We start from the raw sequence: 20,809 nt of genomic DNA, 5'->3' as shown, positions 1-20,809 counted from the left end.
GCGAGGTGATGAATATGACGCAGAAAATGCCTTCCGCTGTACGGGATCATGCAGTGCAGATTGCCCATCACGAAATGGGGCACTACGTCGTTGCCCGCGCCTTAGGGTTTGAAACGGGCGGCGTGACCCTGAAAGTCACCATGGATTTGAGGCATCAAGCAGGGGCCTCCATTACCTTGGCGCGGTCAATGTCGTCGATAGATGCCGTACAGGACTATTTGGAGGCCCGGATGATGGTGCTCTTTGCGGGCGCGATGGGGCAGTCATTGGCCTCGGAACAGTCATCCGGCAAACGCGTCGATAAGCGCAAGGCAGCCACGATCCTGAAAGGGGAGCTGGGGGCGGAACAGGATTACGCAAAAATAAGGGAGTTAGGGCACTTGCTGCGCAACATCACTTACCCCGATACGAATTCGGCGTCGTCTGACCGTACAGCGGCCGAACTGAAAGAGATAACGGATCGCCTGTGGTTTCGGACTCAAACCCTCGTAGAAGAACTGGCCGATACGATTACCGGACTGGCGAGGATGCTGGTAGACGGCATGGTCATTGTGGAGCAATGGGGCAGGGCGGCGGATACGTATGAGGGGGTGTTGACGAGGGAGGTGCTGGAAGGGCTGCGGTTAGTGCAGGCGATTCCTGCGTCACGTATCAGAGCTTATTAACCCCGGCATTTCTGCCGGGGCTGTCAGCAATGTAGTCAGGCTCAAGCGCATACTTTTGCCTGATTGTGCCATTCGCCTTCGAACTCCAGATTCAATTTATAAAGGTCATGGTCCAGTTTGTTGATGGTATTGATAGCTGCCATGAGATCCGCTTCGCCAGTTTTGGCTTCAAGATAAAGACCACGCAAATACCGGTCGTTTACCATCGGAATTTTGTCGGTTTTTTCCCATATCGCTACGGCTTGACTCGTCAAACCGACGATCTCGGCGAGACTTTCCTGAGACAGCCCAAGCTCTTTCCTTAAAAATCTAAACTCAGCCCCCGTCAGCACTGAAGGTTTCTCAGCGATGGCCTTGCCGATTACGTCATGCAGGCCCTTCACATCCGTGATGGCGACAGACTCGCCATATGCGGTCTGTTTCACCACGAAGCCATTGCTAAGCCATACGTTCGGTAGGCCGCTTTCTACGTAGTGGTACATAAAATTCACCTTTTATTTTGACCCTCGACTTTAGTTTGCTGGCATGTCGAGGTGAACTCGTTTTGGGTAATTCAGATGCTTCTGACGGAAAAAGCGCTTGGAAAAGCTGAGCGCCAGAAACGGAAAAGCCGCGCATTAGCGCGGCGCCGGATAAGCGGGGAACCGTGAAAGGAAGGCAGATATACAGATTTGCTAGAAGCCTCTAGCAGCCATCCCAATCGTGATGACCCGCTCAAATATTGGGGAGCCCCATCAGAGATGGCTCGTTACTGTTCTTCGGATTCCGTTTCGGTCCGGGGAGGCCGAGGTGTCAACACCTTCACTACATCATCAATAACCGCCTTACCCATCGCCGTCAGATAGTGCGCGGCCCATGCGTGGCGGTCGGTGTCTTTTGCGTAGGCTGCGTCCTCGGCAAAAGATTTGGCGAGGAACAGCAAATCGGAGGCTTGTGACAACGCATCGACGATGGGGACACCAGCGCGGACGTTGAACAACGCCTGATCCGAGCAGTAGATGAGTGGGGTGAAACCGATGGTTTTCAGGTCTGATACTGCGGATGGACTTGTTTTATTCAAGGTAAAACTCCTGGGTTCGAGGAACTGCCACTTTCGTTACCACACGAAAGGGAGGCAGCTGTACGCAGGGTGGTAAACCGGGAACCAAGGAAACCGGCACGCCCGAAAGCGTCCCACGCACAGCCGCCATATCGAAACCACAGGATAAAAACCGCCTGTTTTCGTGATGAGTGCACTGTTGCGCTGGTTTCACCGGGTTACCACACCCGATCACTGCATTTGCAGCGACGTCCGGAGAGTATCCCGTCGAAGAGAACGCCAACAAGGCTGCAAAGTGCCCAAACGCACCCATTACGCAATTCTCGGAGTTTGCCTACAACCTTAGAGGACGTCATCCGATAACCCGACGATTGCGTAAAATATAACCTAAGGGCACAAAGGAAAATGACTCACGTTCCGCCGCGGAGCATTGCACAGGACGCGACCCGAGCCCCGATAGGATGACTGATGCTGCAAAATGACCGCGATAATCTGGAGCTCGATAAGCTTCAAGTCGAAATCCGGAAATTCATGGCCGAAACCCGCAAGTTTATGGCAGAAGAAAGCAAACTTAGGCAGGAGGCTTTTTGGTATCCATTTGCAGTGGGCGCTGGTCTGGTGACCGCCGTTGTCGCCGCCGTCGGACTGTGGTCCAAACTTTAAAATTCCAACACATGGAAGCGACCAATCATCGGGGATGCTTGAGTTTTACCGCTTAGCAGCTCACCTTACCTAACAAGGGTTAGCGCATAGGCGCGACCCGTGATCCCTGCAGGAAGACGCAGTATGTCCACACCTCCAACGACTCAGGCCAGCATTGAACAGTTACACCGTGACGTGGCCGCTTTGGCTGAAGACATGCGTAGCCCAACCCCAACCGCAACCCGAGCGATCCTTCTGCCGTTTGGCCTCGGTGCCGCGTTGGCTCTTGTAACTTTTGTTGCTGTCGCCTTTTTGGCTCGACTGGTCTGATCTCTTAGGCCAATCGTTAAGCTCAGAAAAACAGAAAGCCGCGCATTTGCGCGGCTTTCGTGTTTGGTGGGTCCACACGGATGAATCGTGGACTAAAGAACTATGAGTAGGTCTGTATTGGCTAGGGCAGAAACGAAAAAAGACGCCATAGGCGTCTTCTTCGATTTGGTAAAGCAGGTCCGGACACCACTTGCGAACCGCCTTGCGCGGTTACGGCTTTCGCCGCTGGGAAGCGCTCAATCTCATCCGGTCAGTCGCTTCGACAGCTCGAATCTAATGAAAGTCGATATTAGCGTCAATCATTAGATCTGAAGAACGCCGCGCATCAGCGCGGCTTTCTTGTTTGGTGGGCCCACACGGACTTGAACCGTGGACCAAAGGATTATGAGTCCTCTGCTCTAACCAACTGAGCTATAGGCCCTCAGTAGGCCGCGGATTATAGCGATGGTTTCTCGGCTGTGCTATCCGAAAAATCCGATACGGCTATATGAAGAAACGTCGCGGCGAATTCATCTGCGGGGAGAGGCAGGCTGACGATGTAGCCCTGGATCTGTTCGCAGCCTTCCTCAGTAAGGAATTGCTGTTGCGCCAAGGTTTCGACGCCCTCTGCGATGACCGTGAATTGCATGCTGCGACCCAAGGCAATAATGGCCCGGACAATCGCTGCATCGTGCGGATCGTCAGGCAGGCCACGGACGAAGGACTGGTCGATCTTGAGAATGTCCAGCGGCAGGCGCTTGAGGTAGCTCAGGGACGAGTAGCCCGTACCGAAGTCGTCGATCGCCAATTGCACGCCCAGGTGCTTGAGTTGGTGCAGCACTGTCAGTGCTTCTTCGGCCTGGCTCATGATGAAGTTTTCGGTAATTTCCAGTTGCAGAAAACCTGGCGCCAGGCCGTGGTCATTGAGCAGTTGTTCGATTCGTCCAAGCAGGTTCGGCTGACGTAATTGAGCGCCGGCGAGGTTCACCGACAGTGGGCCGACGCTTTCATACACCTGGTTCCATTCGTACATCTGCCGGCAGGCGGTTTCCAGTACCCAGTCACCGATTTGCAGAATCATGCCGTTTTCTTCTGCCAAGGGAATGAAGTGTTCCGGCGGCACCGCACCGAAGGTCGGGTGGTGCCAGCGTATGAGCGCTTCGGCGCCGACCAGTCGATGGTCCACGAGGCTGATTTTCGGTTGGTAGTACAGAAACAGCTCATTGCGTTCCATGGCTCGCCGCAATTCATGTTCCAGCGCCACGCGTTCGCTGGCCTGGGCCGTGAGGTCGCGGGTGTAGCTTTCGACCCGGTTACGCCCCTTGGCCTTGGAACGATACATGGCGGCATCGGCGTTCTTGACCAATGTGGCGACATCGCAGCCGTCCCTGGGGTACAGGCTGGTGCCGATGCTGGCGCTGATGAAAAACTCGTGTTCGCCGGCCTGGAAAGGGGCGGCGAAGCAGTTAAGCAACTTGGTCGCAATATTGTCTGCGTCGCTGGCCTGCTGCAGGCCGGGCAGCAGAATGATGAATTCGTCACCGCCCAGCCGCGCAACGGTATCGATATCGCGCAACTGCTCCTTGAGGCGCACGGCGATGCCTTTGAGCAGCAGGTCACCGACCGGATGGCCAAGGCTGTCATTGATGTGTTTGAAACGGTCGAGGTCGAGAAACAGCACCGCGCCCTGGCCGCCATTTTCCTGTTGGGTATTGAGTGCGGTCAGCAGCCGGCTCTCGAACAGCGTGCGGTTGGGTAGGCCGGTCAGCGGATCGTGGTGCGCCTGGTAGTCAAGTTTGGCTTGAGCGTGCTTGAGGCTGGAAATGTCGGCAAATACCGCCACAAAGTGGGTGATGAACTTTTCGCGGTTGCGCACGGCGCTGATGGTCAGCCAGCTTGGGTATAGCTCGCCATTTTTGCGCCGGTTGGAAATCTCGCCTTGCCAGTGACCCTCGGCCGTCAACTGGTGCCACATTGCCGCATAGAACGCGCTGTCGTGCAGGCCGGAGGCGAGCAGGCGGGGGGTGTGGCCCAATGCTTCGCTCTCGCTGTAGCCGGTAATCTCGGTAAAGGCGCGGTTGACCGCACTGATGTGCTGCTGGGTGTCGGTGATCAACACGCCTTCGGCGGTGCTCTCGAACACGGTGGCGGCCTGTTGCAGTTTCTCCTGCATCAGGTGCCGCTCGGTGATGTCCCGGGCAATGGTCAACATGCAGTCTTCATCGCCGATGGGCAGCGGGCGGCTGGACACTTCGCAGAGACGGATCTGCCCGTCGCTGCGGCGGATGTGGCAGGTGAAGTCGCGAACGAAACCATCGCGATGCAGCAAGTCGAGCATCTGTTTGCGTTCGTTCAGATTGACCCAAATCCCCAGTTCCAGGGCTGAGCGGTCCACAGACATGGCGCTGTTGAAACCTGTGATACGGCTGAAGCCTTCATTGACCTCCAGCAGCAACCCGTCGCTCTGTCGGGACAACAACAAACCGTCCGGGGAGGCATGGAAGGCCTTGGCGAATTTTTCTTCAGAGGTTTGCAGTTGTTGCTGGGTTTCCTTGAGCTGGCTGATATCGCGCACCACGACGACCAGGGCAGGCGTCGTATCGAGATCAAAAGGCTCAGCGGAAATCAGGCCGGTAAACACCTTGCCGTTGTTGCGCCGAAAGGGCATTTCCAGGTTGCGGATGCTGCCAGCCTGCAGGCGCTGCAACAAACCCGGGCCTACACCGGGTATGCCCCAGATATTGAGGTCGGTGGCGGTCTGGCCAATGACGTCTTCGGCCTTGAGGCCTATCTGCTCCTCGAACGCTTTGTTGACCTCCAGCAGGCAGCCGTCGGACAGCCGCGCAATCACCAGGATGTCCGGGCATTGCTTGAACACGGAGGCGAATTTTTGCTCGGAGAGGCGTAGTGCCTCTTCAGTGCGCTTGGCTTCGCTGATGTCGATCATCAAGCCGCGCAGCACCGGTTCATGACCATGCTCGATCAGGCTGACTATATCGCGCACCCAAAGGCACCGGCCATCAGCCGTGATGACCCTGTAATCAACGCTGTAATCGCGCCCGGCCAACACTTCGTGATCGCAGAATGTCTGGGTCCGGGTCAGGTCTGCCGGATGAATGATGTTGCGCCAGAAGCCTGGAATCAGCCAATGGGACAGGGGATAACCGAGCAGGGCTTCGGCGTGGGGCGACACGTAGCTGTAGGTGTAATCGCTCATCCGTGCTTCCCAGGCGATGGCCGAAAGGCTCTCTACCAGTCCACGGTAATGATATTCGCTACTGCGCAGTTCTTGCTCCAGATCGACTCGACGAGCAATTTCCGAACTCAATCGGCGGTTAATACGAATGACGATCGCCAGCATGAGTATCAAAAACAACAGCCCAGGCAGGCCATAAACCAGTAAGTCCGACCAGAAGGTTCGATGATCCAGGACATTGCCGACCCAATGCTCCTGAATGGCATTGACTTCACTTGGGGTCATATCCGCCAGGACTTTATCGAGGATGCCAACCAGTAGCTTGTTGTCAGGGGGCACGGCCATTGCCAGCTGATAGCGATAGGGTGTTTCGCCGCTGACATACAGGCCCTCGAGCTTGAGTTGACGCAGGCTCCAGACGCTGGAGGCGAGATCGCCCACAACGGCGTCTACTTTATCGGTAGCCAGCGCCTGCAAGGCCGAGCTGACATTGGGCATCGCCACCAGATTCAGGTCGGGGTGGTGCGTGCGCAACAGCTCATGGGGCGCATAGTTTTCTACCACGGCGATCTTCAACCCGTACAAGTCTTCAAGTTTGCGCGGTTGCGGGCCTCCGACATGGGCGAGGATGACGATCGGAAAGTCCAGGTAGGGACGGGTAAACGACAGGTACGATTGGCGCTCCGGGGTCGACATGATGCCCGGAAGGACGTCGAGTTTGCCCTGTTTGGCCTGCTGCAATACTTCGGTCCAGCTGATTGGCTCGATGGGTGTCAGCTTGATGGCCAGCCGTTGACGGATCACGTCGATGTAGTCTGCTGCCAAGCCTTGGTAGCGGCCTTGGTCGTCGCGAAATTCAAATGGCGGCCAGGATGCATCGACACCCAGGCGCAAGTCGGGGTGAGCCTTCAGCCAGCCACGTTCTTCGTCGGTAAGAGTCAGCGCGCCAGCCGTTGCGGTCCAGGTCATCAGAGACAGCAAAAAAAGCATGGACGGCAGTATGGGCATAACCGGTCTCGTTATGGCTCGGGGGGAATGTTTCGAGTGTAGACGGGCAATTCGGAGGGGGAGAGGTGCGGGGGATTTAATCTGTATAAAGCAAAACCCCCGGCCTGGGCCGGGGGTTTTGTGATCACTCGTCGAGGAAGGAGCGCAAATGCTCGCTTCTCGTCGGGTGGCGTAGCTTGCGCAACGCCTTGGCTTCGATCTGACGAATCCGTTCACGGGTCACGTCGAACTGTTTACCAACCTCCTCGAGGGTGTGGTCGGTATTCATGTCGATACCGAAGCGCATGCGCAGCACCTTGGCTTCACGGGCAGTGAGGCCGGACAGCACTTCGCGAGTCGCTTCTTTAAGGCTCTCAACGGTGGCGACATCGATTGGCGACTGCATGGTCGAGTCTTCGATGAAGTCACCCAGATGGGAGTCTTCGTCATCACCGATCGGGGTTTCCATGGAGATCGGCTCTTTAGCGATCTTCAATACCTTGCGGATCTTGTCCTCAGGCATTTCCATGCGTTCGCCCAGCTCTTCCGGGGTCGGTTCGCGACCCATTTCCTGCAACATCTGCCGGGAAATACGGTTGAGCTTGTTGATCGTCTCGATCATGTGCACCGGAATACGGATGGTGCGGGCCTGGTCGGCGATCGAGCGAGTGATCGCCTGACGGATCCACCAGGTGGCATAAGTCGAGAATTTGTAGCCGCGGCGGTATTCGAACTTGTCTACCGCTTTCATCAAACCAATGTTGCCTTCCTGGATCAGATCGAGGAATTGCAAGCCACGGTTGGTGTACTTCTTGGCGATGGAGATCACCAGACGCAAGTTCGCTTCAACCATCTCTTTCTTCGCGCGGCGGGCCTTGGCCTCACCGATCGACATGCGACGGTTGATGTCCTTGATTTCGGCGATCGTCAAACCGGTTTCGGTTTCCAGCGCTTTCAGCTTCTGCTGGCAACGAATGATGTCCGGTTGCAGGCGACCAACGGCTTCAGCATATTTGCTTTTGCCTTTGGCCAGTGCATCCGTCCAGCTTTCGTCGACTTCGTGGCCCGGGAACTGGCGCAGGAAGTCGGCACGCGGCATGCGCGCATCACGAACACAAAGCTGCATGATCGCGCGCTCTTGCTGACGCAGACGATCCAGGGCACTGCGAACACGCTCGACCAGGCCTTCGAATTGCTTCGGAACCAGTTTGATCGGCATGAACAGCTCAGCCAGAAGCACCAGCTCGGCGATTGCCAGCTTGTTGCCACGACCGTGCTTTTTCAGCGCCTTGCGGGTGATTTCCATCTGATCGGAGACAGCGCCAAAGCGCTGGGCTGCGATGACCGGATCCGGACCGCTTTCGGCTTCTTCTTCGTCATCCGTCGCTTCAGCGTCGTCGTCATCGGTGTCGTCGTCCGCTTTCACGGCTTTCGGATCGATTGGCGGCGGCACTTCTGCAGCAGGCGGCGCAATGCCGTCGTCCGGGTCGATATAACCGCTCAGGACGTCGGACAGGCGGCCACCTTCGGTGGTGACGCGAGTGTATTCGGAGAGAATATGGTCAACCGTGCCAGGGAAGTGCGCAATTGCGCCCATCACTTCGCGGATACCCTCTTCAATACGCTTGGCGATTTCGATTTCGCCTTCACGCGTGAGGAGCTCTACCGTACCCATTTCACGCATGTACATGCGCACTGGGTCGGTGGTGCGACCAATGTCGGTCTCGACCGCTGCCAACGCTGCTGCTGCCTCTTCGGCCGCGGCTTCGTCGGTATCGGCGTCAGCCAGCATAAGGGAATCCTTATCTGGCGCAACCTCGAATACGTTGATCCCCATGTCATTGATCATGCGGATGATGTCTTCCACCTGTTCCGGATCTGAAATATCCTCCGGCAGGTGGTCGTTGACCTCCGCGTAAGTCAGGTAGCCCTGCTCACGACCAAGTGTGATCAACTCTTTGATACGAGACTGCTGTTGCGCTTTTCCGGACATAACACCCTATCCACTGAAGGTCTTGGCGGGCAAAAAACAAGCCGAGGATTATACCTGAGCTATGACCTCACGCGCCAGTTGAGGTCGGGGTTGATACAGCCATATTGCGTTTTAATAGGTCGCGCATCTGATTTGCTATCTGATTTGCTTCCTCCGCGGTCAGTCCAGGCTGCCTTGCTTTTCTGATTAGTGCTTCCAGGCTATCGGTGTGTTGAGAGGCTGATAGCCTAGTAATGGTGTCTAAAAACTGTTGTTCAAGGTTGTCGCCCTCAATCAGCCATTCCTTTTCCGCCAGCGCCTTGAGCAAGCGCCCCTGTTCCGTCCCGTGCCAGCGTGCCATTAACTGGATTGAGTTTAGCTTAGGATTTTTTTGCACCGCCTCGATCAGCGCGACCAGCAACTGAGCATAGGTATTGCTTTCGTTGGCGAAGTGGTTGGCGGTTTCGACCTTGCCAGCCAGGTCCGGATGATGGATCAGGGTGCGCAGCGCAATAAGGGTCGGGGCTTCCACTGCAATCGGCGTGCGTGGGGCGCTCGGTTGATCGCGATCACCGCCGCGCTTGCCATTCTTGTCCCATGGCTTCTTGTCCCACTTCTTGCCGCCGGCGCCGGGTTTTTTCGGTGTCCATTCCTGCTGCGGCGCATACATTTCTTGTGCCTGCGGCTGATGGTAGTCGCCGTAATCCGGCATGGCGTCGTAATCGACGCCCGGGTCGTAGGTCGGCGGTGCATCCTGAGGCGCGCTTTGCACCAGTTGGCTCACGGCTTCGCCGCTGAGTCCGGTAATCTCGGTCAGGCGCTGACGCATCAGGATGCGCAGGTTCGCGCCCGGGACCTTGTCGATAAGCGGCGCGGCGAGGGTGGCCATATGGGCCTTGCCTTCGAGCGAGCGCGGATCGGATTCTTCCGTCAGCTGCTGAAAGAAATAATCCGCCAATGGCTGAGCGTGCTGGTTGATTCGCGCGCGAAAAGCGTCAGTGCCTTCGGAGCGAACCAGTGTGTCCGGGTCTTCGCCTTCGGGCAGGAACAGAAAGCGTGCGCGCCGTCCGTCTTGCAGGCACGGCAGCGTGGCCTCCAGTGCTCGCCATGCGGCGTTGCGGCCAGCCTGGTCGCCATCGAAGCAGAACAGTACGTTGGGCACCACACGAAACAGTCGTTTCATGTGTTCTTCGCTGGTGGCGGTGCCCAGGGTCGCGACAGCGTTGCGCAGGCCTTGCTGGGCGAGGGCGATGACATCCATATAGCCTTCGACAACGATGATTTCGTCGAGGTTGCGATTATTTTTTCGCGCTTCATACAGGCCGTAGAGCTCCTGGCCTTTATGGAATACCGGGGTTTCCGGCGAGTTCAGGTATTTCGGCTTGTCGTCGCCCAGTACTCGGCCGCCGAAAGCGATGATGCGTCCGCGGCTGTCACGGATCGGGAACATCACGCGATCGCGGAAGCGGTCATAGCGTTTGCCGGTTTCGGCGTTCTCGATCAGTAGGCCGGCATCGACCATGGCTTTCTGTTGCAGGGTGTCGCTGCTCAGGTGCTTGAACAGATTGTCCCAGCCGGGCGGGGCGAAGCCGAGGCCGAAGTCCCGGGCGATTTCGCCGGTCAAACCGCGACCTTTCAGGTAATCCACGGCGGCTTTGCGCGATGGATGACTTTTCAGCGCCTGACGGTAAAAGTCGGCAGCGGCGGTGAGCAGCGGATACAGCGGCGAATCGGTCGGCTGGCGCGGTTTGTGCGGCCGGCCGCTTTCTTCGCGGGGTATTTCCATGCCGGCGGCTTTGGCCAGTTCTTCAACAGCCTGGACGAAATCCAGGTTGTCGTGGTCCATCATGAAGCCGAGGGCGTTACCGCCAGCGCCGCAGCCGAAGCAATAGTAGAACTGCTTGTCGGGGCTGACGCTGAAGGATGGGGTTTTCTCTTTGTGAAACGGGCAGCAGGCGGTGTAGTTCTTACCGGCCTTTTTCATTTGCAGGCGAGAGCTGACCACATCGACGATGTCGGTGCGGTTCAGAAGGTCGTCAATGAAGCTCTGGGGAATTAGCCCGGCCATGGCGTTCTCGTCAACTGCGCTGAAATGGACCCGAAACGAAGGGCGGCCGAACGCGGGTCGTTTTTTGAGGCGCGCAAAACATGCGGCTCGACCGGTGTCGTCTGCGTAATCGCTGTCGGGAAGTGTATCTGCCGAAAATCCACTGACGTTAGTACCAATCAGTATTCGACTATGTGAAAGTATTGCGCTGAACTCCGCTGCGGCCAGTCGATAGCCTCGGATAGCTCATAAGCGGGCACGCAAGAAGGTGCCTTGGGCTGATCGTCGTGAGAGGAATCAGTGGGTGTGCTCGTCAGTAGCCTTGGAAGGCTCGTCAGAAAAGACGTGCACCGCTGGCAAAAGAGCCAGGTCTGACGCTGTGAAGCAGTTTGTCTCGGTCGCGTCTGCGGCTTTGACGGTGAAGCATCAAGCGTACTCCGCAAATGCCATTAGCCCGGCTGAGGGCCGGGCTTGGCAGAAGCTTGCTACGAACGTCTGTGTATTAGTACAGACGAACGGCGCGGCGCTGTTCGCGCTGTACTTTCTTGGCGTGACGCTTAACAGCGGCTGCTGCTTTACGTTTACGCTCAGAAGTAGGCTTCTCGTAGAATTCGCGGCTACGAACTTCAGCCAGTACACCGGCTTTTTCGCAGGAGCGCTTGAAACGACGCAGAGCTACGTCGAAGGGTTCGTTCTCTTTTACTTTGACGGCTGGCATCCAGAGCTACCTTCATTCATTACCGGGGTCAACATCCTCGTGGCAAAAGAGCACTTGAAGACGTCGGTTTTTAAGGGTTGCGGATGTTAACCCCTCATCGCTCGGAATGCAAAGCCTCTGATCGAAAACCGCTAGTCGGGGCATCACGTGGCGACTATTATGCGCGCCTTCGAATTCAGCCTAAACAAGGCGTAAACCCATGCTAGTACTGGGATTAGAAACCTCTTGCGACGAAACCGGTGTCGCACTTTACGACAGTGAACGTGGCCTTTTGGCCGACGCGCTGTTCAGCCAGATCGATCTGCACCGTGCCTATGGCGGCGTAGTGCCGGAGCTGGCCTCGCGCGACCATGTCAAGCGCATGCTGCCCTTGATCCGTCAGGTGTTGGCCGAGGCCGACTGCGTTCCGACCGAGATCGATGCCATCGCTTATACCGCGGGTCCCGGCCTGGTCGGCGCGTTGTTGGTGGGGGCCTCCTGTGCCCAGGCGCTGGCCTTTGCCTGGGGCATTCCAGCCCTCGGCGTACACCACATGGAAGGTCACTTGCTGGCACCGATGCTGGAGCCGCAACCGCCCGAGTTCCCGTTCGTCGCTTTGTTGGTGTCGGGTGGTCATACGCAGCTCGTTCAGGTCGACGGTATCGGCCACTACACGTTGTTGGGCGAGACCCTCGACGATGCCGCCGGTGAAGCGTTCGACAAGACGGCGAAGATGATGGGGCTCAATTATCCGGGTGGTCCGGAGATTGCCAAGCTGGCGCAGCAGGGCGTTGCCGGACGTTTCACCTTTCCGCGTCCGATGTGTGACCGACCAGGGCTGGCGTTCAGCTTCAGCGGCTTGAAAACCTTTGCCCTGAACACCTGGCAGCAATGCGTCAGCGCCGGGGACGACGGCGAGCAAGCCCGTTGCGACATCTCGCTGGCGTTCCAGGAGGCCGTGGTGGAGACTTTGACCATCAAGTGCAAGCGAGCCCTGAAACAGGCGGGCATGAAGCGTCTGGTGATCGCTGGGGGCGTCAGCGCCAACAAGGTGCTGAGGGCATCCCTGGAGAAAATGCTCGGAGACATGAAGGGCGATGTGTTTTATGCCCGTCCGGAATTCTGCACCGACAACGGCGCAATGATTGCGTTTGCCGGTTGCCAGCGCCTGCAGGCCGGTCAGCACGAAAGTCTGGCCATCAGCGTGCAGGCGCGTTGGCCGATGGAGCAATTGTCAGCGCTTTGATGAGCGGCACTCACGTGCCGGATTCAAAAATGCCGTTCGCGCCCGGCAAACAGGTCGCGTAGATTGCCGCGATGGCGCCATACAATCAGCCCCGTAAGTGCGGTCATGGGCAGCAGGGCCGCCGGTTCCTGCCAGGCCAGCAGCGGCAGGGTCAGTGGCGTTGCGATCAGCGCGGCCAGTGAGCTGGTGCGGGTCAGGTAGAACGTCAGCAGCCAGGCACAGACCGCCAGCAGGGCCGCAGGTGGATAGAGTCCCAGCAACATGCCGGCCGCAGTGGCGACACCTTTGCCACCGCGAAAGCGGAAGTACAGTGGAAACAGATGGCCGATGACGGCGCAGATGCCGATCCAGGCTTGCTCCTGAAGGGAAAGCCCGGCAAGACCTGCGATCAGCACCGGCAAAAGGCCTTTGAACAGGTCTCCGAGCAAAGTCAGGACGGCGAGCTTTTTACCGGCCAGGCGCAACATGTTGGTGGCACCGGCATTGCCCGAGCCACTCATTCGCGGATCGGGATTACCGGTCAGGCGGCTGAGCAAAATGGCGAAGGACAGCGAGCCGAGCAGGTAGGCGAGTGTCGCCAATAACCAAAACATGCTAACTATTCCGGGCGAGGACGCCCTGATTCTAACGGCGCATTGCGCCCTTGTCGTGCAGCGGAGAAAAGTGCTTGGACAGAGTGTTTATCGAGGGCCTGGAAGTCGACACCGTAATTGGTGCCTACGACTGGGAACGAGGCATCCGACAGTGCTTGCGACTTGATCTGAGTTTCGCCTGGGACAATCGCCCGGCCGCCGCCGGTGATGACCTGACCCTGGCGCTCGACTACGCGAGCGTTTCGTCACGCATCCAGGCCTTTGCCGAGCAGGCACAGTTCCAGTTGGTCGAAACCTTCGCCGAGCGTCTGGTGGAAGTGTTGATGAGCGAGTTCAAGATCACCTGGATGCGCCTCAAACTGACCAAGCCAGGCGCTGTCCCGGCGGCCACCGGTGGTGTGGGCGTGGAGATCGAGCGCGGATGTCGCTGACTCAGGTGTACCTAGGGCTCGGTAGCAATATCGAGCGCGAAACCCATTTGCAGGCGGGCCTGGAAGCCTTGGCGGCTTTTCTGGTGGATATACGCTGCTCGGCGGTGTTCGAAAGCCAGCCGGTGGGGATCAAGAGCGGACCGTTCTTCAATTTCGTGGTCTCGGCTTACACCGATCTGCCGTTGATGGAACTGGATCGTCGCCTGAAATTCATCGAGGCGGATAACGGTCGTTATGCCCCGGACCGCAAGGGCTTGCCGCTGGACATTGATGTGCTGCTGTTCGGCGATCTGGTAGGCAATTTCGATGGGCTGACATTGCCCAGGGCAGAGATTCTGAAAAACGCCTTTGTGCTGTGGCCGTTGTCGCTGATAGCGCCGGATCGGGTCCATCCAGGTGTAGGCAAAAGTTTTTCGACGTTGTGGCGCGAAGCGCAGATTGATCAGGTGTTGGCGCCAGTGGCGTTCGAGTGGCGTGGCCAGCAGTTGACCCCGACGAATTTACTGAGATCTGGCTGACGTAATTGCGGGCAAGTCCGCTCCCATAGGGATTTACATAGAACCTGTGGGGGGCGGGCTTGCCCGCGATGTTTTTCAGGCGGACGCTGCCTCTTTGTAGGCTTTCAGCGCCTTGAGCCGTTCACGTTTAATCGCCTCGCCCAGTTCCGGCCCTTTAAATCCCTTCTCAAGCAGCGGCTGAACCGCCACGCTGCGGGCCGCGGTCGCTGCGCCGCGCAAATAATCCGCCTGTGGATAACTTCGCTGCTCCAGCCCTTTGCGCCCGCGCGCATCCATTTCGCACGCCGCAATAAACTCTTCAAACCGTTGAGGTCGACGGTACACGTCAAAACTCTGCAGCAGTTCCAACAAAGTCGAAGGCTTCAGCTCCAAGGCGCGATGGCCGTGCGTGTGATATTGGCCCACCAGCAATGCCAGTTCCTGGCAGTCCTTGGGTGCCTTGAAGCGTTCATTGACCGCTTTGATCAGCTTCAGGCCCGTGTGTTCGTGGGCAATATGACGCGGCCATTCTTCTTCGGGTGTCAATCCTTTGCCCAGATCATGCAGCAGGCACGCCCAGCGCACGGTCAGCGGTTGTTTGTGCAGCGCCGCTTGTTCAAGGACGCTCAGGGTATGCACGCCGGTATCGATTTCCGGGTGATGGGCTTCCGGCTGCGGCACGCCGAACAGGGCGTCGACTTCCGGCATCAGCACCTTAAGCGCGCCACATTCGCGCAACACCTCGATAAATACCTGAGGCTGGTCTTCCATCAGCGCCCGGGAGATTTCTTTCCAGCTGCGTTCGGCGGTCAAGGCTTGCAGTTCGCCGGACTCGCTGAGCTGGCGCATCAGCTCCAGGGTTTCAGGCGCGACAGTAAATCCCAGGCCGTAATAACGAGCGGCGAAACGGGCAACGCGCAGGACTCGGAGAGGATCCTCTGCGAACGCGGGGGAAACGTGGCGAAGTATGCGCGCCTCGAGATCACGTTGGCCATGGTAAGGGTCAGTCAGATTCTGTTGATCGTCTTCGGCCATGGCGTTGATTGTCAGGTCGCGACGGATCAGGTCCTCTTCGAGGGTGACTTCGGGGCTGGCGTGAAAGGTGAAACCGCCATAACCGCGACCGCTTTTGCGTTCGGTGCGGGCGAGGGCGTATTCCTCACCGCTTTTAGGGTGAAGGAAAACCGGGAAATCCGCGCCTACCGGGCGATAGCCCTTGGCGAGCATTTCTTCAGTGGTGGCGCCGACCACGACCCAGTCGATATCGGTGACAGGCTTGCCCAGCAGGCGATCGCGTACCGCACCGCCGACTTTATAAATCCGCATAAAAAACCTCCGTTAGCTCGACAGAATAACCTTTGCATCGAGCTACCGGAGGCGTAAAGACGGTTAAAGATGAATGACGGCGAGGTCCAGTCGCCCGTAATCCCCTTCGCCGTGCTCGCTTCTGGGGGGAACATGATGGGTTTTCATCACCTGATCCCCTTGCAGGGTTTCGAGGTGAATATCGAAACCCCACAGCCGGTGGAGGTGCTTGAGCACTTCCTCGGTGGACTCGCCCAGCGGTTTGCGGTCGTGTTGCTGATGGCGCAAGGTCAGCGAGCGGTCACCACGCCGGTCGATGCTGTAGATCTGCACGTTGGGCTCGCGGTTACCAAGGTTGTACTGCGCGGCCAGGGTTTCGCGGATGATGCGATAGCCACCCTCATCGTGAATCGCCGGAACCAGCAAGTCGTCCTTCTGGTCGTCATCGAGAATGCTGAACAGTTTCAGGTCACGGATCACTTTCGGTGACAGGTATTGCAGGATAAAACTCTCATCCTTGAAGCTGCTCATCGCGAACTTGATGCTCGATAGCCAGTCGGTGCCCGCTATTTCCGGGAACCAGCGGTAGTCCTCCTCGGTAGGGTTTTCACACATGCGGCGGATGTCCCGGTACATGGCAAAACCCAGGGTGTAGGGGTTGATGCCGTTGTAGTAGGGGCTGTCGAAGCCGGGTTGGTAGACCACACTGGTGTGGGACGTCAGGAACTCCATCATGAAGCCGTCAGTCACCAGCCCTTCGTCATACAGGTCGTTCATCAGGGTGTAGTGCCAGAACGTGGCCCAGCCTTCGTTCATCACCTGAGTCTGGCGTTGTGGGTAGAAATACTGGGCAATCTTGCGCACGATCCGCACGATCTCCCGCTGCCAGGGTTCCAGTAGCGGCGCGTGTTTTTCGATGAAATACAGGATGTTTTCCTGAGGTTCGGCGGGGAAGCGTGCGTTGTCCTTGTCACTGAACTTGTCCGCTCCTTTCGGAATGGTGCGCCACAGATCATTGATTTGTTTCTGCAGGTGCTCCTCACGATCTTTCTGACGACGACGTTCCTCTTCCGCCGAGATCGGATAGGGGCGTTTATACCGGTCGACCCCGTAGTTCATCAGCGCATGGCAGGAATCGAGGAGATCCTCGACTGCGTCGATGCCGTGGCGTTCTTCGCACTGCATGATGTACTGCTTGGCGAAGACCAGGTAATCGATGATCGAGCTGGCATCGGTCCAGGTACGGAACAGGTAATTGCCTTTGAAAAAGCTGTTGTGCCCGTAGCAGGCGTGGGCGACGACCAGCGCCTGCATGCAGATGGTATTTTCTTCCATCAAATAGGCGATGCACGGGTCTGAGTTGATCACGATCTCGTAGGCCAGTCCCATCTGCCCGCGGCTGTAGGATTTCTCGGTGCTGAGAAAGTGTTTGCCGTAGGACCAATGGTGATAACCCAGCGGCATGCCGACGGAGGCGTAGGCATCCATCATTTGCTCGGCGGTAATCACCTCTATCTGGTTGGGGTAGGTATCGAGTGCGTAGCGAGCCGCCAGGCGACTGATTTCTTTGTCGTAGGCCTGGATCAGCTCGAACGTCCATTCGGAGCCGGTGGAAATGGGTTGGCGCTTCTGCTCTTTGGCGGTCATGTCACTAACCTGCGCTGGAAGAGTTCACGAAAGACCGGATAGATATCCCCGGCCGAGACCAGTTGCTGTTGGGCAAAAGTGTCAGAGAAGGCTTCGGCGATGCGTTCGTACTCGAACCACAAAGCCTGGTGTTCGCGCGGTGTAATCTCAACGTAAGTGTAGTACTGCACGAACGGCATGATCTGGTTGATCAGAATGTCGCGGCAGATCGGCGAATCGTCGTTCCAGTTATCGCCGTCGGAAGCCTGGGCGGCGTAGATGTTCCACTCGTTGCTCGGATAGCGCTCGGCCATGATCTCCTGCATCAGTTTCAGGGCGCTGGAGACGATGGTGCCGCCGGTTTCCCGGGAGTAGAAGAACTCTTCCTCATCCACTTCGCGGGCGCTGGTGTGGTGGCGGATGAACACAACGTCGATCTTGTCGTAGTTACGCTTCAGAAACAGGTACAACAGGATGAAGAAGCGCTTGGCGATGTCCTTGGTCGCCTGGGTCATGGAGCCGGACACGTCCATCAGGCAGAACATCACGGCCTTGGAGCTCGGGTTCGGCTGCTTGATCAGCAGGTTGTACTTGAGGTCAAAGGTGTCGAGAAACGGCACGCGATGGATGCGCGCACTGAGTTTTTCGATTTCCGCTTCGATTTCCTGAATATCGCCAAAGTTATCCGGTTCATCGCGCTTGAGCCGCAACAGTTCCTCTTTGGCTTCGCGCAATTTAGCCCGGCTGCTGCCAGACAGGGCGATGCGCCGGGCATGGGCCGAACGCAGCGTGCGGATGATGTTGATGCGTGAAGGGTTGCCTTCGTTGCTGATGCCCGCGCGCACGGTCTTGAAGGTGTCGGTGCCGGTCAGGTTGCGCTTGACCAGGTTCGGCAGCTCAAGGTCCTCGAACATGAACTCGAGGAATTCCTCCTGGGTGATCTGGAAGACAAACTCGTCCATCCCTTCGCCCGAGTTGCCAGCCTTGCCGGGGCCTCTGCCGCCTCCCCCTCCAGGTGGACGGGCAATGTGCTCGCCGCTGGTGAATTCCTTGTTGCCGGGGTGCACGACGGTCTGCTTGCCACCACGGCCATGGTGAAGCACCGGCTCGTCGATATCACGTCCGGGAATGCTGATTTGCTCGCCGTGCTCCATATCGGTAATGGAGCGCCGGCTGACGGCCTCTTCGACAGCCTTTTTGATGTGATCACGGTAACGCCGCAGAAACCGCTGGCGGTTCACCGTGCTCTTGTTCTTGCCATTGAGACGTCGGTCGATCACATAGCTCATGACTGCTCCTTAGAAGCTGTCCTGAAAGGGGCGAGCGGTTATGCAGCATCGACCGTGCCAAGGGATGTTCACGCTCCCCCAAGCGCTTTGAATACTGCCTGAACCTCGCACCGACTTTCGAACACCTTCCAGAGGCCTGTGTAACAGAAAAAGCGCACACAGGTCTCTGGCTGACGACAACCGGTCTGACCGGCAGCGGGTTACTGTGATTTTCTGACCCGCAGGTACCACTCGGACAGCAGCCGTACCTGTTTGTCGGTGTAACCCCGCTCGACCATCCGTGTGACGAAGTCGTTGTGTTTCTGCTGGTCCTCTTTGCTGGCCTTGGCATTGAAGCTGATGACCGGCAGGAGGTCCTCGGTGTTGGAGAACATTTTCTTCTCGATGACCACCCGCAGTTTTTCGTAGCTGAGCCAGGTCGGGTTCTTGCCATTGTTGTTGGCCCGCGCGCGCAATACGAAGTTGACGATTTCGTTGCGGAAATCCTTCGGATTGCTGATGCCAGCCGGTTTTTCGATTTTCTCCAGCTCTTCGTTCAGGGCGACGCGATTGAGGATCTCGCCGGTTTCCGGGTCGCGGTATTCCTGATCCTGAATCCAGAAGTCGGCGTACAGCACGTAGCGATCGAAGATGTTCTGGCCGTACTCGCTGTAAGACTCGAGGTAGGCAGTCTGGATCTCCTTGCCGATGAATTCGATATAACGCGGTGCCAGGTACTCCTTGAGGAAGCGTAGATACCGTTCACGAGTCTCGGCCTGGAATTGTTCCTGTTCTATCTGTTGTTCCAGCACATAGAGCAAATGCACCGGGTTGGCGGCGATTTCGTGCGGGTCAAAGTTGAACACCTTGGACAGGATCTTGAACGCAAACCGGGTCGACAGACCGTTCATGCCCTCGTCTACACCGGCGTTGTCGCGGTATTCCTGGATCGACTTGGCTTTCGGATCGGTGTCCTTGAGGTTCTCGCCGTCATACACCCGCATCTTGGAGTAGATGTTGGAGTTTTCCGGCTCCTTGAGACGCGAGAGCACGGTGAACTGGGCAAGCATCTTCAGGGTGTCGGGCGCGCAATGAGCCTTGGCCAGGGAGCTGTTGAACAGCAGCTTGTCGTAGATCTTCACTTCGTCGCTGACGCGCAGGCAGTACGGTACTTTGACGATGTAGATCCGGTCGATGAAGGCTTCGTTGTTCTTGTTGTTACGGAAGGTGTGCCATTCCGATTCGTTGGAGTGCGCCAGCAGGATCCCGGTGAAAGGAATCGCCCCGAGGCCTTCGGTACTGTTGTAGTTGCCTTCCTGAGTGGCGGTCAGCAATGGGTGCAGCACCTTGATCGGCGCCTTGAACATTTCGACGAATTCCATCAGGCCCTGGTTGGCCCGGCACAGTGCGCCCGAGTAACTGTAGGCATCGGCGTCGTTCTGTGGGTATTCCTCCAGTTTGCGGATGTCGACCTTGCCCACCAGCGCCGAGATGTCCTGGTTGTTTTCATCTCCCGGCTCGGTTTTGGCCACCGCGATCTGATTGAGGATCGACGGATAGAGCTTCACCACGCGGAACTGGCTGATGTCGCCGCCGAATTCGGCCAGGCGCTTGGTAGCCCATGGCGACATGATGGTGTTGAGATAGCGCCGAGGAATGCCAAAGTCTTCCTCGAGGATCGCGCCATCTTCGGTGGCGTTGAACAGACCCAGGGGCGACTCGAATACCGGCGAACCCTTGATCGCGTAGAAGGGCACTTTCTCGATCAGCTGTTTCAGCTTTTCGGCCAGGGACGATTTACCGCCACCGACAGGACCGAGCAGATAGAGAATTTGTTTCTTCTCTTCCAGCCCCTGAGCGGCATGGCGGAAATACGACACGATCTGGTCAATGCATTCTTCCATCCCGTGGAAGTCTTCAAAGGCCGGATAGCGGCGGATGACCTTGTTGGAGAAGATTCGCGACAGCCTCGAGTTGGTCGAGGTGTCGAGCAGCTCCGGTTCTCCGATGGCCAGCAATAGACGCTCGGCGGCGGAGGCGTAGGCGCTGCGGTCCTGTTTGCACAGTTCAAGATACTCTTGCAGCGTGAGTTCTTCCTGGCGTGTGGACTCGAATCGTTGTTGGAAGTGGCTAAAGATACTCATGACGTCACCTCGCTCGATACGTGGAGCCGACGCCGGATCATTCAGTCGATGCTGGCAGCAACCGGATATGCAGTCGCTGTTTACCCCCCAGAACTCTTTCGGATCTGACTACCCCGAAAGCTACTCCCGATGACCCGCGCGCCGG

Annotated in this window: 16 protein-coding genes and 1 tRNA gene; 5 read left to right on the top strand and 12 right to left on the bottom strand. The window is 57.4% G+C overall.

Translation table 11 applies throughout. The annotated features are described in order from the left end of the window. Positions 1-14: 14 nt before the first annotated feature. Positions 15-665, top strand: a complete 651-nt coding sequence (locus tag QRN31_RS14370; protein WP_285432998.1) for a zinc metalloprotease — start codon at positions 15-17, stop codon at positions 663-665. A 41-nt stretch (positions 666-706) separates the two neighbouring features. On the opposite strand, the gene QRN31_RS14365 is transcribed toward QRN31_RS14370, so the two are convergent. Together QRN31_RS14365 and QRN31_RS14360 are read right to left on the bottom strand one after the other, a co-directional pair. Next, complete coding sequence (locus QRN31_RS14365; protein WP_090179064.1) at positions 707-1,147, bottom strand: transcriptional regulator; 441 nt, start codon at positions 1,145-1,147, stop codon at positions 707-709. Between the two features lie 266 nt (positions 1,148-1,413). Continuing rightward, positions 1,414-1,725: a DUF3077 domain-containing protein gene (locus QRN31_RS14360; protein WP_285432635.1), complete on the bottom strand. Its 312-nt coding sequence runs from the start codon at positions 1,723-1,725 to the stop codon at positions 1,414-1,416. A 447-nt stretch (positions 1,726-2,172) separates the two neighbouring features. Between QRN31_RS14360 and QRN31_RS14355 the strand changes: the two genes are divergently transcribed. After that, complete coding sequence (locus tag QRN31_RS14355) at positions 2,173-2,367, top strand: hypothetical protein (RefSeq protein ID WP_222588712.1); 195 nt, start codon at positions 2,173-2,175, stop codon at positions 2,365-2,367. 653 nt (positions 2,368-3,020) lie between these two features. Here the strand turns inward: QRN31_RS14355 and QRN31_RS14350 are convergent. The 5 genes from QRN31_RS14350 to rpsU form a co-directional block, all read right to left on the bottom strand. Continuing rightward, positions 3,021-3,097, bottom strand: a tRNA-Ile gene (locus QRN31_RS14350). Positions 3,098-3,112: 15 nt separating this feature from the next. After that, positions 3,113-6,859 carry a bifunctional diguanylate cyclase/phosphodiesterase gene (locus QRN31_RS14345; RefSeq protein WP_285432634.1) on the bottom strand — a complete coding sequence of 1,249 codons (3,747 nt, stop codon included), beginning with the start codon at positions 6,857-6,859 and terminating at the stop codon, positions 3,113-3,115. 124 nt (positions 6,860-6,983) lie between these two features. Further along, positions 6,984-8,831 (bottom strand): RNA polymerase sigma factor RpoD, encoded by a 1,848-nt coding sequence (rpoD, locus tag QRN31_RS14340; protein ID WP_285432633.1) that lies wholly within the window; start codon positions 8,829-8,831, stop codon positions 6,984-6,986. A 67-nt stretch (positions 8,832-8,898) separates the two neighbouring features. Next, positions 8,899-10,878 carry a DNA primase gene (gene dnaG, locus QRN31_RS14335; RefSeq protein WP_285432631.1) on the bottom strand — a complete coding sequence of 660 codons (1,980 nt, stop codon included), beginning with the start codon at positions 10,876-10,878 and terminating at the stop codon, positions 8,899-8,901. Between the two features lie 481 nt (positions 10,879-11,359). After that, complete coding sequence (rpsU, locus tag QRN31_RS14330) at positions 11,360-11,575, bottom strand: 30S ribosomal protein S21 (protein WP_002551877.1); 216 nt, start codon at positions 11,573-11,575, stop codon at positions 11,360-11,362. Positions 11,576-11,774: 199 nt separating this feature from the next. On the opposite strand from rpsU, the gene tsaD reads away from it, so the two are divergent. Further along, positions 11,775-12,800, top strand: coding sequence for a tRNA (adenosine(37)-N6)-threonylcarbamoyltransferase complex transferase subunit TsaD (gene tsaD, locus QRN31_RS14325; RefSeq protein WP_285432629.1), 1,026 nt, complete (start codon positions 11,775-11,777; stop codon positions 12,798-12,800). A 23-nt stretch (positions 12,801-12,823) separates the two neighbouring features. On the opposite strand, the gene plsY is transcribed toward tsaD, so the two are convergent. Next, positions 12,824-13,393, bottom strand: coding sequence for a glycerol-3-phosphate 1-O-acyltransferase PlsY (gene plsY / locus QRN31_RS14320; protein ID WP_285432627.1), 570 nt, complete (start codon positions 13,391-13,393; stop codon positions 12,824-12,826). Positions 13,394-13,467: 74 nt separating this feature from the next. Here plsY and folB point away from each other — a divergent pair, with 74 nt between their 5' ends. Both folB and folK read left to right on the top strand, forming a co-directional pair. Then, positions 13,468-13,824, top strand: coding sequence for a dihydroneopterin aldolase (folB, locus tag QRN31_RS14315; protein WP_008051601.1), 357 nt, complete (start codon positions 13,468-13,470; stop codon positions 13,822-13,824). Further along, on the top strand, positions 13,815-14,342 hold the full coding sequence (gene folK, locus QRN31_RS14310; RefSeq protein WP_285432624.1) for a 2-amino-4-hydroxy-6-hydroxymethyldihydropteridine diphosphokinase: 528 nt from the start codon (positions 13,815-13,817) through the stop codon (positions 14,340-14,342). Before folB ends, folK begins: the two co-directional genes overlap by 10 nt. Positions 14,343-14,417: 75 nt before the next feature. On the opposite strand, the gene QRN31_RS14305 is transcribed toward folK, so the two are convergent. The 4 genes from QRN31_RS14305 to QRN31_RS14290 all read right to left on the bottom strand — a co-directional run bounded on the left by QRN31_RS14305 (position 14,418) and on the right by QRN31_RS14290 (position 20,664). Then, positions 14,418-15,647, bottom strand: coding sequence for a multifunctional CCA addition/repair protein (locus QRN31_RS14305; RefSeq protein ID WP_285432622.1), 1,230 nt, complete (start codon positions 15,645-15,647; stop codon positions 14,418-14,420). Between the two features lie 63 nt (positions 15,648-15,710). Beyond that, positions 15,711-17,273: a SpoVR family protein gene (locus QRN31_RS14300; protein WP_222588704.1), complete on the bottom strand. Its 1,563-nt coding sequence runs from the start codon at positions 17,271-17,273 to the stop codon at positions 15,711-15,713. Next, entirely contained in the window at positions 17,270-18,541 is a 1,272-nt protein-coding gene (locus tag QRN31_RS14295; RefSeq protein WP_010467159.1) for a YeaH/YhbH family protein, read from the bottom strand. Before QRN31_RS14295 ends, QRN31_RS14300 begins: the two co-directional genes overlap by 4 nt. A gap of 200 nt (positions 18,542-18,741) precedes the next feature. After that, a complete protein-coding gene (locus tag QRN31_RS14290) occupies positions 18,742-20,664 on the bottom strand; it encodes a PrkA family serine protein kinase (RefSeq protein ID WP_084318392.1) in 1,923 nt (640 codons plus the stop codon). Positions 20,665-20,809 lie beyond the last annotated feature (145 nt).

The sequence above is a fragment of the Pseudomonas sp. fls2-241-R2A-110 genome (assembly GCF_030209165.1).
Lineage (GTDB): Bacteria > Pseudomonadota > Gammaproteobacteria > Pseudomonadales > Pseudomonadaceae > Aquipseudomonas.
The sequence above is the reverse complement of the archived record's forward strand: the minus strand, read 5'-3'. Positions and strand labels throughout refer to the sequence as shown.

Excerpts from the sequence above, each read along its gene's own strand:
- QRN31_RS14300 (WP_222588704.1), bottom strand. The coding sequence starts at position 17,273 with ATGACCGCCAAAGAGCAGAAGCGCCAACCCATTTCCACCGGCTCCGAA.
- QRN31_RS14370 (WP_285432998.1), top strand. The coding sequence starts at position 15 with ATGACGCAGAAAATGCCTTCCGCTGTACGGGATCATGCAGTGCAGATT.
- QRN31_RS14305 (WP_285432622.1), bottom strand. The coding sequence starts at position 15,647 with ATGCGGATTTATAAAGTCGGCGGTGCGGTACGCGATCGCCTGCTGGGC.
- QRN31_RS14345 (WP_285432634.1), bottom strand. The coding sequence starts at position 6,859 with ATGCCCATACTGCCGTCCATGCTTTTTTTGCTGTCTCTGATGACCTGG.
- QRN31_RS14355 (WP_222588712.1), top strand. The coding sequence starts at position 2,173 with ATGCTGCAAAATGACCGCGATAATCTGGAGCTCGATAAGCTTCAAGTC.
- tsaD (WP_285432629.1), top strand. The coding sequence starts at position 11,775 with ATGCTAGTACTGGGATTAGAAACCTCTTGCGACGAAACCGGTGTCGCA.
- rpsU (WP_002551877.1), bottom strand. The coding sequence starts at position 11,575 with ATGCCAGCCGTCAAAGTAAAAGAGAACGAACCCTTCGACGTAGCTCTG.
- dnaG (WP_285432631.1), bottom strand. The coding sequence starts at position 10,878 with ATGGCCGGGCTAATTCCCCAGAGCTTCATTGACGACCTTCTGAACCGC.
- QRN31_RS14290 (WP_084318392.1), bottom strand. The coding sequence starts at position 20,664 with ATGAGTATCTTTAGCCACTTCCAACAACGATTCGAGTCCACACGCCAG.
- rpoD (WP_285432633.1), bottom strand. The coding sequence starts at position 8,831 with ATGTCCGGAAAAGCGCAACAGCAGTCTCGTATCAAAGAGTTGATCACA.
- QRN31_RS14295 (WP_010467159.1), bottom strand. The coding sequence starts at position 18,541 with ATGAGCTATGTGATCGACCGACGTCTCAATGGCAAGAACAAGAGCACG.
- folK (WP_285432624.1), top strand. The coding sequence starts at position 13,815 with ATGTCGCTGACTCAGGTGTACCTAGGGCTCGGTAGCAATATCGAGCGC.
- plsY (WP_285432627.1), bottom strand. The coding sequence starts at position 13,393 with ATGTTTTGGTTATTGGCGACACTCGCCTACCTGCTCGGCTCGCTGTCC.
- QRN31_RS14365 (WP_090179064.1), bottom strand. The coding sequence starts at position 1,147 with ATGTACCACTACGTAGAAAGCGGCCTACCGAACGTATGGCTTAGCAAT.